The organism is Pseudovibrio sp. W74 (assembly GCF_001623085.1).
GTDB lineage: Bacteria > Pseudomonadota > Alphaproteobacteria > Rhizobiales > Stappiaceae > Pseudovibrio.
Map to the genome: position 1 here is coordinate 45,408 of NZ_LMCJ01000039.1, position 12,381 is coordinate 57,788.

Annotated in this window: 14 protein-coding genes; 10 read left to right on the plus strand and 4 right to left on the minus strand. The window is 51.2% G+C overall.

Annotated elements, in window-relative coordinates; all coding sequences use genetic code 11:
- The first annotated feature begins 54 nt into the window (after positions 1-54).
- The 7 genes from glp (at position 55) to PsW74_RS19265 (ending at position 7,388) form a co-directional block, all read left to right on the plus strand.
- Positions 55-1,293 (plus strand): gephyrin-like molybdotransferase Glp, encoded by a 1,239-nt coding sequence (gene glp, locus PsW74_RS19235; protein WP_063288312.1) that lies wholly within the window; start codon positions 55-57, stop codon positions 1,291-1,293.
- A 262-nt stretch (positions 1,294-1,555) separates the two neighbouring features.
- Complete coding sequence (locus tag PsW74_RS19240) at positions 1,556-2,332, plus strand: transporter substrate-binding domain-containing protein (RefSeq protein ID WP_057465987.1); 777 nt, start codon at positions 1,556-1,558, stop codon at positions 2,330-2,332.
- 416 nt (positions 2,333-2,748) lie between these two features.
- Positions 2,749-3,525 carry a transporter substrate-binding domain-containing protein gene (locus PsW74_RS19245; RefSeq protein ID WP_063288399.1) on the plus strand — a complete coding sequence of 259 codons (777 nt, stop codon included), beginning with the start codon at positions 2,749-2,751 and terminating at the stop codon, positions 3,523-3,525.
- A 255-nt stretch (positions 3,526-3,780) separates the two neighbouring features.
- Complete coding sequence (locus PsW74_RS19250; protein WP_057465986.1) at positions 3,781-4,557, plus strand: transporter substrate-binding domain-containing protein; 777 nt, start codon at positions 3,781-3,783, stop codon at positions 4,555-4,557.
- Positions 4,558-4,634: 77 nt separating this feature from the next.
- Positions 4,635-5,345 (plus strand): ABC transporter permease, encoded by a 711-nt coding sequence (locus PsW74_RS19255; protein WP_057465985.1) that lies wholly within the window; start codon positions 4,635-4,637, stop codon positions 5,343-5,345.
- Positions 5,342-6,259 (plus strand): ABC transporter permease, encoded by a 918-nt coding sequence (locus tag PsW74_RS19260; protein WP_063288311.1) that lies wholly within the window; start codon positions 5,342-5,344, stop codon positions 6,257-6,259. The genes PsW74_RS19255 and PsW74_RS19260 overlap by 4 nt, the downstream gene beginning before the upstream one ends.
- Before the next feature lie 247 nt (positions 6,260-6,506).
- Positions 6,507-7,388 carry an NAD(P)-dependent oxidoreductase gene (locus PsW74_RS19265; RefSeq protein ID WP_063305858.1) on the plus strand — a complete coding sequence of 294 codons (882 nt, stop codon included), beginning with the start codon at positions 6,507-6,509 and terminating at the stop codon, positions 7,386-7,388.
- Between the two features lie 63 nt (positions 7,389-7,451).
- Here PsW74_RS19265 and PsW74_RS19270 read toward each other — a convergent pair whose 3' ends face one another.
- The 3 genes from PsW74_RS19270 to PsW74_RS19280 form a co-directional block, all read right to left on the minus strand.
- A complete protein-coding gene (locus PsW74_RS19270; RefSeq protein ID WP_057465982.1) occupies positions 7,452-7,943 on the minus strand; it encodes an Lrp/AsnC family transcriptional regulator in 492 nt (163 codons plus the stop codon).
- Positions 7,944-8,177: 234 nt separating this feature from the next.
- Positions 8,178-8,711 carry a uracil-DNA glycosylase family protein gene (locus PsW74_RS19275; RefSeq protein ID WP_082597181.1) on the minus strand — a complete coding sequence of 178 codons (534 nt, stop codon included), beginning with the start codon at positions 8,709-8,711 and terminating at the stop codon, positions 8,178-8,180.
- A gap of 80 nt (positions 8,712-8,791) precedes the next feature.
- Positions 8,792-9,436, minus strand: a complete 645-nt coding sequence (locus tag PsW74_RS19280; RefSeq protein WP_082597167.1) for a glutathione S-transferase — start codon at positions 9,434-9,436, stop codon at positions 8,792-8,794.
- 204 nt (positions 9,437-9,640) lie between these two features.
- On the opposite strand from PsW74_RS19280, the gene PsW74_RS19285 reads away from it, so the two are divergent.
- From PsW74_RS19285 to PsW74_RS29420, 3 genes are all read left to right on the plus strand, one after another.
- Positions 9,641-11,191 (plus strand): HAMP domain-containing sensor histidine kinase, encoded by a 1,551-nt coding sequence (locus PsW74_RS19285; RefSeq protein WP_275078087.1) that lies wholly within the window; start codon positions 9,641-9,643, stop codon positions 11,189-11,191.
- A gap of 47 nt (positions 11,192-11,238) precedes the next feature.
- On the plus strand, positions 11,239-11,595 hold the full coding sequence (locus PsW74_RS29415; protein ID WP_208986612.1) for a GFA family protein: 357 nt from the start codon (positions 11,239-11,241) through the stop codon (positions 11,593-11,595).
- 99 nt (positions 11,596-11,694) lie between these two features.
- Entirely contained in the window at positions 11,695-12,051 is a 357-nt protein-coding gene (locus tag PsW74_RS29420; protein ID WP_208988071.1) for a GFA family protein, read from the plus strand.
- Positions 12,052-12,218: 167 nt separating this feature from the next.
- Here PsW74_RS29420 and PsW74_RS29880 read toward each other — a convergent pair.
- Positions 12,219-12,381, minus strand: a 163-nt coding sequence (locus PsW74_RS29880) for a nicotinate-nucleotide--dimethylbenzimidazole phosphoribosyltransferase (protein WP_244277880.1), incomplete at its 5' end; no start/stop codon positions are given.

Sequence of the window (12,381 nt, forward strand, 5' to 3'; positions counted from 1 at the left end):
AGGCGTGACTCTGGTAAATAAAGAAACACGCGCACTCAAGTTTCCGGAATAGACATGAACACGAAAACGCCCAGTCTGAGCTTTGACGAAGCCCTTTCTCATTTGCGAGGTTTAGGTTACTGCAAAGTCACTGCAGAAGAAACATCGCTTTATGAGGCGTATGGCTGTGTTCTTGCCGAAGACATCATTGCAACCTGCGACCTGCCGCCGCTTGATAACTCTGCAATGGATGGTTACGCGATCGCTCAAAGTGCGTCCGAGCAGACATCCTTTCCGGTGGTCATAGAAGTCTTTGCTGGCTCCATGCCGGAAGCCGCGCTGAAACCCGGAGAAGCTGCACGAATTTTTACGGGAGCACCGGTTCCTGAAGAAGCCGATTTTGTTGTTCCTCAAGAAGATTGCTCTGAGAGTGTAAGCGATGGAGTACGTTTGGTTCAGCTGTCTCGGAGCTATCCGACTGGCTGTAATATCCGTCGCAAAGGAGAAGACCAGACCAAAGGCGCACCTATAGTGAAGGCAGGTACTGTGCTGCGCCCGCAGGAGATTGCCGCGGCTGCCTCCATCGGCATTGGCCAACTGCAAACATACCGCCAGCTGAAGGTTGGTGTTTTTTCAACGGGCAATGAACTGATCCGTCCGGGAACAACGCGGCAGGATGGGCAAATTTTCGATACGAACCACTTCCTGCTGCGCGGTATGCTTGCCAATTTGCCGGTTAAACTGGTTGATCTCGGCATTCTGGCAGATCAACGTGATGTTGTGGAAACTGCGTTAGAAGCAGCCTCCAAAGAATGTGATGTGATCCTGACCTCTGGCGGTGCTGGTGGTGGTGATAAGGATTTTGTCTCTGCAACGCTCTCCAAGCTTGGCAAAACCACCTTCTGGCACTTGGCTGTTAAGCCGGGACGCCCGTTCATGGTGGGCGAACTGCCTGATTGCGTCTTTATCGGCCTTCCGGGAAATCCTGTGGCAGCCACTGTCGCCTTCGCATTCCTTGCGCGCCCGTTGATTGAAGCACTTGCTGGGGCTGACTTCATTGAAGCGCCGCGCCAATACATCGCTGCGGATTTTGAGATTTCTGGCCGCAAAGCCGGACGTCGTGAGTTTTTGCGCGGGCGCCGTGTGGTTGAAGATGGCACTCTTAAACTGACCAAGTATCACAGTGACGGATCGGCCTTGTTATCTTCTCTCACTTTCGGCGATGGTTTCATTGAGTTGACAGAAGATATGACTTCTGTTCGCAAGGGTGATCTTGTTCCGTTCATCAGCTTTGATGAAATTGGCCTTAGGTAACTCTGCAGGCTCGCATTTTCAGAATCGCGTGCGAGCCATTTTTCCACGCTTAGATCACTGGTTGCAATTTTAACAAGTTTGCCCTCAAAGCTGCGAAATATTGCAAGATATTACCGCGAAGCATCGTCATTTTGCTATTAATTAGCCTAATATGCCCAGTATATAGGTTGATCTACGGATACTTTTAGTGAAACATAAGCTCCGGTTATGCAGGGGCCTACCTAAAGAAACCCTGCCAAGATAATTAATTCGGGGACATAATATGCGTATTATGCGTTTGGCAGCAGTAGCAGCAATTGCGTTGGCAGCAGTTTCTGGCGCGGAAGCAAAAGAATGGACAAAGGTTCGCATGGGCACCGAGGGCGCCTATCCTCCATTCAACTATACCACCGCTGACGGAACACTGACTGGCTTCGACATTGAGATTGGCAATGCTCTTTGTGACGAGCTGAAGCTTGAGTGTACATGGGTTACTCAGGACTGGGACGGTATCATCCCTGGTCTGGTTGCTGGCAAGTACGACACCATCCTTGCTTCCATGTCCATCACTCCAGAGCGTATGGAAAAGATCTCCTTCTCTGAGAAGTACTACAACACTCCTCCAGGCATCGCAGTACGCAAAGATTCCGAGCTGAGCGAAGCCTCTCCAGAAGGCCTCAAAGGCGTTCGTCTTGGCGCACAGGGCAGCACCACGCACTCTCAGTTCGCTGAAGAGATACTGAACGGCTCCGACGTTGCTCTTTACCCAACTTCTGAAGAGTACAAGCTGGATCTGGAAAATGGCCGTGTTGACGCTGTGGTTGACGACGTGATGGCTCTGGAACAGTGGATCAGCTCTGACAAGGGTTCTTGCTGTAAGATCCTTGGCACTATGCAGTCCGTTGAAGAGATCCACGGTAAAGGCGCAGGCATCGGCGTTCGTAAAGGCGACGAAGACCTTGCAGCTCTGTTCACCAAGGGCATCGCTGCTCTGCGTGCAAACGGTAAATACAAAGAAATCAACGACAAGTACTTCAAGTTCGACGTTTACGGCGAATAAGAGTAACTTGGCACTCAGCTGATTTATCAGCTGACGGTTTTGAGACCCTCGGGTGCTTTTCCCCCGAGGGTTTTATTTTGCCAATTTGACCAGTCAAAGTCACCAGTTTGGCAGAATGGCTCATTTAGTCTCTCAAAATGGCAAATTGTAATTGATTCCGGGAAAGCTCAAACCCGCTCTTCTGAGTGTGAAGGGACATAGTTTTCTCACTTAACTCAGAAAGTGGGAGAAATATTTCTTCCACACAACCCGTCGAATTGACGGATATCACTTCACAATAACGGCACATGGCGCATTTTTCTTCCGATATCTCCGTTATTTCAGTTGAAGTCCTGCGCATTTTTTATAGTGTCCTTGGCAACAAATGCAGAGCACAACCAAAATGGCACTCTGCCAAAAAGAACAAGGATACACGGATGTCTTTTGCCCGTATGGCGCTTGCCACACTTATGAGCTTCACAGCAGTTTCAGCCCTTCAGGCAGATGAGATCACCAAACTGCGTATTGCGACAGAAGGTGCTTACCCTCCATTCAACTTCACAGGATCAGATGGTGTTCTGACTGGCTTTGATGTTGAGATTGGCAATGCACTTTGCGCTGAGATGAAGGTTGAGTGTGAGTGGGGCACGCAGGAGTGGGATGGCATGATCCCAGGTCTGGTTGCTGGCAAGTACGATGCGATCATCGCCAGCATGTCCATCACGGAAGAACGTCTTGAGCGCATTTCGTTCTCTCGCAGCTATTACAACACGCCATCAACCATTGCAGTGCCTAAGGATTCTCCCGTTTCCGATATCACTCCTGAAGCATTGGAAGGCCTGTTGATTGGGGCACAGGGCGGCACCACGCACTCTGTTGTGGCGGAAGAGATTTACTCCGACGCTGATGTCTCACTGTACCCGACCTCTGAAGAATACAAGCTGGATATCGAAAACGGTCGTCTGGATGCTGTGATTGATGATCTGGGTGTTTTGCAGAGCTGGGTGGATTCTGAAGCAGGTTCTTGCTGTAAAATCATCGGCTCTCTTCCAATCCAGCCCGAGTTACACGGTCAGGGCATTGGTGTTGGCGTTCGTAAAGGTCAGGAAGAGCTGGCGGATCGCTTCTCTCAGGCTATTTTCGCAATTCGTGAAAACGGCACCTATGAGACGATCAATGACAAGTATTTCTCTCAGGATGCATTTGGCGAGTAGCAGCTGGCAAGAAGCAATAAAGATTCGAAACTGGGGAAAGTTTCTGTGATGCATCACCGTTTTGTGGAACAACCATGCCCAAAACTGATCAGAATGGAAACTTACTCCTCTCAAGATGGAATGAATTGGCTATTTTCTGCTGACACCCCTACTCAAATAGGTTGAAATCTTATTTCTTCCATTTAAATATGCGCCCCGGCTGTGCAGGGAGCCATCTTGATGACCCCTGCCAAGAATTTACAAAGGGGAATACAAATGGGCTTCATGCGCTTTGCCACTGTTGCAACACTCGCACTTCTTGCTTCAACTCAGGTTCAGGCAAAAGAATGGACCAAAGTCCGAATTGGTACTGAAGCCTCGTACCCTCCATTTGCCTACACCACTGCCGATGGCAAGCTGGTTGGCTTTGAGATTGAACTGGGCAACGCGCTTTGCGCCGAACTGAAGGTTGAATGTGAATGGATGCCGGTTGACTGGGACGGATTGATCCCTGGCCTCGTTGCAGGCAAGTACGACACGATCATGGCATCTATGTCCATCACACCAGAACGGAAGCAGCGCATTCAGTTCTCTGAAAAGTACTACCAGACCCCTCCGGGAGTGGCAGTACCAAACGATAGCAAGATCACTGAGGCATCCATTGAAGGAATGTCTGGTGCTCTTGTCGGCGCGCAGGTTGGCGCGACACACGCAGTGTTTGCTGAAGACATTTTGACTAAATCAGAAGTGTCTCTGTACCCTACTGCTGATGAATATAAACTCGATTTGGAAAGTGGTAGACTTGACGCTGCAGTTGATGACGTAGTTGTTCTTTCTGACTGGTTGAAGTCAGAGGAAGGCAATTGCTGTAAACTGCTCGGTACCATGTCACCTATTCCAGAGATACATGGTGAAGGCGTTGGTGTAGGCGTTCGTAAGAACGACCAAGACTTGGCAGACCTATTCTCCAAAGCGGTTATTGCTTTACGTGAGAATGGAAAGTACAAAGAGATCAACGACAAATATTTCGACTTTGACGCCTACGGAGAGTGATGGCGTCAAGCTGCAATACACTCTGACGGCGGGACCAGTTTCCCGCCGTTCTAAAAAGAATAGGGGCAATCCCCGTAATGAATGAAATTTTCACACTCTTGTCCTTTGGGGACATGGGCTGGGGCGATGAGATAGCACTTGGCGTTGTTATGACCGTCTCCCTTGCGTTGGCAAGCCTTCCCATTGGCTTGCTTTTGGGGTTTCTGCTGGCGCTTGCGAAGAAGTCCGAAGAGCCTTCTCTCCGCGCTGCAGCCAACATTTACACGACAATTTTTCGGGGACTTCCCGAGCTTCTAACCCTTTTCCTTGTCTATTACGGTGGTCAGATCCTCATTCAACAAGTGCTTGCGCTGTTCGGGGAATTCTATTTTGAGGTGAACGCATTTCTGGCAGGGATGATTGCCCTGTCGCTTGTGTTTTCCTCCTACGCTTCCGAAGCTTTCCTTTCTGCCTTCCGCGCAATCAACAAAGGCCAGTATGAAGGCGCGAATGCGCTCGGTCTGGGATACGTGCAGACCATGCGCCTGGTTATCCTGCCGCAGCTCGTCCGCCTGTCCTTGCCTGCGCTGAGCAATCTGTGGCTCATCTTGCTGAAAGAGACTTCTCTGGTCTCCATTATTGGTCTGGCGGACATTATTCGCTATTCCAATATGGCAGCGCGGACCACCAAAGAACCGTTCCTGTTCTTTTCGGTTGCTTGCGTGATTTATCTCGTTCTGGCTGTAATCTCTTCCGGTGGCATTTCCCGCCTTGATGCATGGGCGAAACGCGGGGAGATCTCCAGATGAGTGATGCATCTATCGGCGCTCCGGGAAGCTACGTTCAATCTCAGGCCATTCAGGCGAAAGCCCCTCCTCCGTCTCCGACATCCCGTCCGTGGACGCCAACGCGTATTGTCGGCACCACCTGGCTGACACTTTGGATTGTCAGCGGACTGGGCATTGTATGGTTCCTGCTGAATTCAAACAGCGTTGCATTGGTGTTTGGCGGCGAAGGTCTGCTGCCTGTTTCTCTCACCCACAATGCGAAGTTCTTGACCAAATATGGTGAGAAATTTGTTTCCGGCTTCATCATTACGCTGAAGCTTGTTGGTGTTTCCATGCTGCTGGGCGTTCTGCTTTCCATACCGATGACCTTCATGCGGATGAGCAAGAACCGTGTTCTGGGCGGCATTGCGTATGGCTACGTCTATTTCTTCCGCGGCACGCCGCTGCTGGCGCAGGTGTTCCTGATTTATTATGGCGCGGGTACGTTCCGTGAGCCACTGGAATCCGTTGATCTATGGTGGTTCTTCCGTGATGCGTGGAACTGTGCTGTTCTAGCGTTCACGCTGAACACAGCCGCTTATCAGGTCGAAATCCTGCGCGGTTCCATTGAGAACATTGCGAGAGGACAGTGGGAAGCTGCGTCTGCGCTTGGTCTTCCGAAGTGGGTGACTTTCTGGAAAATTATTCTACCGCAGGCTCTGATCGTCTCTCTGCGCCCTTATGGTAACGAGATTATTCTGATGATCAAAGGCTCTGCGATTGTAGCGATCATCACCATCTACGATCTGATGGGTGAAACGCGTCGCGCGTTCTCACGGACCTATGACTTCCAGGCGTATGTTTGGGCAGCGATTGCCTATCTGGTGATGGTGGAGACATTGCGCCGGGCATGGGACCGTATTGAGGCTCGCTTGACGCGCCACCTAAAAAGATAAGCCAATAGGCCGAGACGAATACTTGAAAGCGCGGGTCCAAAAGCCTGCGCTTTTTTCATTGGTACACCTAGAGCACGTTGCGTTCAGTAACGCTCACGCATCGCGCTCTGGCATCTTTGGTGGAGCGAATTCCTGCTGTTTGGTTGAATACAATAAAACGGAACGCGCGCTCGTGAATTTACGTGGTATCTGCTGGTGAAACTGGTAGTGTTGCTGCGCTCTGATTCAAGATAATAAGGATAGTCCGATGGCAAAGGTCGCGTTTATTGGTTTGGGTGTTATGGGATACCCAATGGCGGGTTTTCTGGCCTCACGTGGTGGGCATGACGTTACCGTTTACAACCGGACAACAGCCAAAGCAGAGGCATGGGCCAAAGAATACGATGGCTCCTTCGCTCTGACCCCTCAGAAGGCAGTTGAGGGCTGTGACGTTGTTTTTGCTTGTGTTGGCAACGACAACGACCTGCGCTCCGTCACGACCGGCGAGAACGGCGCCTTTCACGGCATGAAAGCTGGCGCTATCTTCGTGGACCACACCACAGCTTCGGCTCAGGTGGCTCGCGAGCTGGATGAGGCAGCGCGTGCGGGGGGATTTTCCTTCCTTGACGCGCCCGTCTCAGGTGGGCAGGCAGGTGCTGAGAATGGCGTTCTGACCGTTATGATTGGCGGTGAGGAAGACGTCTTCAATCGCGCGAAACCGTTCATCGATTGCTCTGCAAAGTTTGCCGGTTTGATGGGTCCTGTTGGCGCTGGCCAGCAGACCAAGATGGTCAATCAGATTTGCATTGCTGGTCTGGTGCAGGGTCTGTCTGAGGCAATTCATTTTGCGCAGAAGTCCGGCCTTGATGTTGAGAAAGCTATTTCAGCAGTGCGCGGCGGGGCGGCTCAGTCCTGGCAGATGGAGAACCGCTGGGAGACCATGCGTGACGGTGAGTTCGAGCATGGCTTTGCGGTGGACTGGATGCGCAAGGACCTGAAGATCTGTCTTGAAGCAGCTGATGAGGTTGGTGCACGCCTGCCGGTGACAGCACTGGTCGATCAGTTCTACTCAGAGGTTCAAGGCATGGGCGGTAATCGCTGGGATACCTCCAGCCTGATTGCCCGGCTGAACAACGCCGACAAGAAGTAAGAAAACACAAAGCCCCGATCAGATGACCGGGGCTTTTTAATTCTCAGCTTTGCCGAACAAGTCCTATGACATGTTCGCTTTTGGCTTTTCAGCGATGATGTAGGACAGTGGCAGTTCAGTTGTGTACTTGATCTGCTCCATCGCAAATGACGTGGACACGTCTGCGATATTTACCTTTGCAATCAGACGCTTATAGAAATCGTCGTAGGCATCAATGTCTGGCACGGCAACGCGCAGCAGGTAGTCTACCTGTCCGGCCATACGGTAGAATTCCACCACTTCTGGGAACTCTCGGATGACATCTGCAAATTTGCGGAGCCAGTCGTCGGTGTGTTCGTTGGTGGTGATGGCGACGAAGGCGGTGACTTTGGCGTTGACCTTCTTTGGGTCAAGCACTGCGACGCGGCGGGTGATGACGCCGTCTTCTTCCATCTTCTGGATACGGCGCCAGCATGGGGTGGTTGATAAGCCGACGCGGCGACCGATCTCAGCTACGGGAATGGTGCTGTCTTCTTGTAGAATGGACAGAATGCGACGGTCGATCCTATCGATCATATTATACCCCTATCTCCCACCGGAATTATTGTTTGGCGCAAAATCATTGCAGGAAGCATAAGGTCATGTGAAATGTTATTCCAGCTTCAAACAGCAAGATTTATGCAGGAATATAGGTTTTCGTTCTACGTATAATTAAATTCATGAAATTTATTTTCATCAAGATGAATTTTAGCGGGAGCCAAAGAAAACCGTTCTCATAATTATAGGCACATAAAAAAAGAATCTCTCAAATCAGCTCAAAAGACGGCTTACTTCTTCTTTCAGGAGCGGAAGCAGCTCGTTTTCGAACCAGGGATGCTTTTTTATGTGTGCATTGTTGCGCCAGGAAGGATGAGGGAGCGGAAGAACGCGAGGGCCGAGGCCCTGGGCGTGGCGCTCGACTGTCCTGTCCCAGATTGAACGAAAATCAGCAATTGTTTCCCAGAGGCGTTTTTTGGTCAGCTCGGGCATGTGGTAGGCCTGTGCGTAGCCACCTATTGCCAGCAGTGTTTCAATCTGTGGCATATTGCTGAATATTTCTTGATGCCAGGTCTTCCTACATTCCGGCCTCGGCGGCTTGTCGCCCCCTTTTGAGTCCAATCCCGGAAAACACAGGCCCATGGGGATAATTGCAAGTTTGGCGGGGTCGTAGAAGACCTCTTCACCTATACCCATCCAGTCACGCAAGCGATCTCCTGACGGGTCTGTAAACGGTTTGCCAGAGGCGTGGACGCGCGTTCCCGGTGCCTGACCGCATATGGCGATACGTGCTGTTGAGGACAGCACAACAACTGGCCTTGGCTCGTGGGGCAATGGCTGGCGGATGGGTTGCTCTACACAAACCCTGCACGCGGCAATGCGCTCTCTTAAGCGCTGGAGGTCTCTTTCATCACCTGAAGGGCTGCCTGCACGCCCGGACGCTCTGTCATTTTTGCATACCATCTGCGCAGATTACCAAGTTCCTCAGGGACTTGCAGCTTAATTACGCGAGCAAAGTTGATTGCTGCGAACAATGTGATGTCAGCGATTGAATACCGGTCACCGGCAACAAACTGATTGTCTGCCAGTTGCCTATCAAAAATGGCCAGTGTCTCCAGAACTTTAGGTCTGTTCGCCTCTCCCCATTCCTTGATCTGCGGCTGCTCCAGCGGAGCCATGGCCGGATTGGTGTGGCGGAATACCTGAGAAATCTGGTTTAACAGCCTCAGATCAGCGCGCCGGTTCCACATCTCAATCAGCGCTCTTTCCTTGGCCGTCTGGCCCAGCAAAGGCTTGAGTGGGTTCATTTCTTCTATGTAGCGACAGATGGCACAGCTTTCAGATATCGCTGTTCCATCCTCCAGCACGAGCACGGGCAACCGCTGGAACGGATTGATCGCTTTAAACTCATCTGCCTTCAATTCGCCATGCATGAAATCTACGTAGGCAGTGTTAACCTTAACGCCCTTCTCAGCAAGGAACAGAGTGACGCGAAAAGGGTTAGGTGCTTGCCTATGGCTATAAAGTTTCAACGGTGCCTCCCAACAACCACGAGCTGTTGCCCCTACAATCTAAAAGAGAATCTGTCCCAAAATGGGGCAAAAACCTAGCATTTTTTAGACCCTGTAAACTCAACATTAACCTTATGAATCAGAGCAATCTTAAGAGATCATGTTCATTCTGGTCAAAAGAGCAAGTATCCCGTCAATCTATTGGCACACAGAGGCCGAGAATACATGAACAACGGATCGTCGCAGAATAGTAAGGACAAAACAACTATTAATCGTGCCCGAGCAAATCGCCGGCGCGAGGTTGCACGTACCGTAACGGATGCTCGCGAACGTCTTGGCACCGTTGAGGGCGTGAGACCCAGTTTTGAAGCTGATCTTATTTTGATGTTCGTGAAGAACAGATTGTCCGTGGCCTACGCCATGCCGATGATCGCCATTGTGGCTGCGACCATCTCAAGTGTATGGCTTCCTGTGGAAGTGGCCGGAGGCTGGCTAGCCGCCATGCTGATCGCTCACTCCCTTATTCTTCTTTCTACAAAACGAATGGAAAAAAGCTTAGCTCAGGAAGGTGATCTGCGCTCAATTCGCAGAGAACTTTTCGCTGGTGATATGCTCTATGGCATTGTTTGGGCTATCTTTTTCATCGGAAACCTGCAGTTCAACACGGATTACGGGTTTGGCGTTTTCCAGTTTGCGACCATGCTGATCGTCATTGCCATGGCGACCATGTTGTCGTCCCCTCTCCCTGGCGCTTTGCTGGCTGCCACGGCCCCGATTACGGGCGCACTGATCTTCAGTTTCTGGCAGTATGACAGCATGCCTCATTATGCGATGGGGATGATGGCGATTGGGGCGCAGCTGTTCTTTTATATCCTCAGCAAACAGTTGCATAACTCTGCTTTGACCTTGCTGGAATACCGTGCAGAGAAGGACCATCTGATCTCCGAGATGGAACAGGTGAATGCAATTTCTCAGGAAGCGCGGCGGCGTGCTGAGGAAGCGAACCTGGCTAAAACACGTTTTCTTGCGACAATGAGTCACGAATTACGCACACCTCTGAATGCGATTCTCGGGTTCTCTGAGGTGATGAAGGACGAAGTTCTTGGCCAGATGCATAATAAAACCTATCTGGATTACTCCAAGGATATCAATCAGTCTGGTGAGCATCTGCTCAATCTGATCAATGAGATTCTGGACCTGTCGCGCATTGAGGCAGGCCGCTATGAGTTGCAGGAGGAACCAGTCTGTCTGCGTGACGTGGCAGCGGCCTGCAAGCACATGATGCATATGCGGGCAGCGGCGAAGAACATCGAGATTCATGAGATCTACGAGAGTGGTCTGAGCAAAGTCTGGGCCGATGAAAAAGCCCTGCGCCAAATGGTGCTGAACCTTTTGACCAATGCCGTGAAGTTTACGCCTCCTGAGGGAGAAATCTCAATTCATGTGGGCATCGACAATTCAGGCGGTCAGTACATCAGTGTAAGCGATACAGGTACTGGTATTCCTGAGGAAGAGATCCCTGTGGTGCTGCAGGCTTTTGGTCAGGGCACGCAGGCCATTCAGGATGCGGAGCAAGGCACCGGCCTTGGCCTTTCCATTGTGCAAGCGCTGGCGCATATGCATGAGGGCGAGTTCAAGCTGGCCTCCAAATTGCGTGAAGGAACGCAGGCGACAATCTCGCTGCCAGCCAAGCGCGTGCTGAGCCATATCGACCCGATCCCCACTCCAGACCCGAGTACACGCAAGGATAGAGAGCCCTTGCTTCGTGCAGGCTAAGGGTATACGTTCCTAATTTGTTCTAGGTGCGCATATTGGGGGGATGTATGCTTCGTGGTTCATGCCATTGCGGTGCAGTTCAATTTGAATTTCGTGAAAATCCAGAATGGCTGACAGAGTGCAATTGCTCTGCCTGTCGTCGTTACGGCACTGTTTGGGCGCACGGATCACCCAGGAATGTGAGCATTGAAAAAGCTCCTGATGCGACATTCACCTATATTTGGGGTGATAAGATGATCGCGTTCCATACCTGTAAAACCTGCGGAAACACCACTCACTGGTCCGATCTGGACGAGGATTATGACCGTATGGCAGTCAACACACGGCTGGTGCCTGCTGAGGATGTGAAAGACATCCCTATCCGACATTTTGACAGTGCTGATACGGGGCAGTTTCTGGATTAAACCCATTCCCTTTTCATCGTGATCCTGCACCCTGCTTTGCTTTGGGTTTAAGGATCGACGCTTCTATTCATTTACTTATTCATTTACGGGGAGAAACACATGTTACGTGGCTCATGCCATTGCGGTGCAGTTAAGTTTGAATTTCGTGAAAAACCAGAGTGGCTGACGGAGTGTAATTGCTCTGCCTGTCGTCGCTACGGCACCATCTGGGCGCATGGTTCACCCAAGAACGTGAGTATTGAGAAAGAGCCGTACGCGACCTTTACGTATTTGTGGGGCGACAAGGGCCTTGAGTTCCATACCTGCAAAACGTGCGGGAACACCACGCACTGGGCGCCGGTTGATCCTGACGGGGATAAAATGGCGGTGAACACACGGCTGGTGCCTGCTGAGGATGTGAAAGACATCCGTGTGCGCCACTTTGATGGCGCGGATACGTGGCGCTTTGTCGATTAGCGCAGCTCATCAAACCCACGTTTGCGTTGCTATGTGCGTTGGTTTGAAAGGAAAGCGTTTTTCCTGCGTTATTTGCTGAAATTGAAAAAGGCCGCCTCAACTCGTCTGAGTGAGGCGGCCTTTTTTTTCAATTTATTCCCCTCCTCGGCGGAGGGGCTATTCTCAAATTAGTCCTGAGCTGCAACGCCTGCATCAGCGAAGGTCGCCATGCCTGCATGCGTTGCTGCTGCTGCTTTGATGATGCCAGCTGCGATGGCTGCACCGGAGCCTTCACCCAAACGCATGCCCAGATCCAGAAGAGGCTTGCCGCCCATCTGCGTCAGGGCGCGG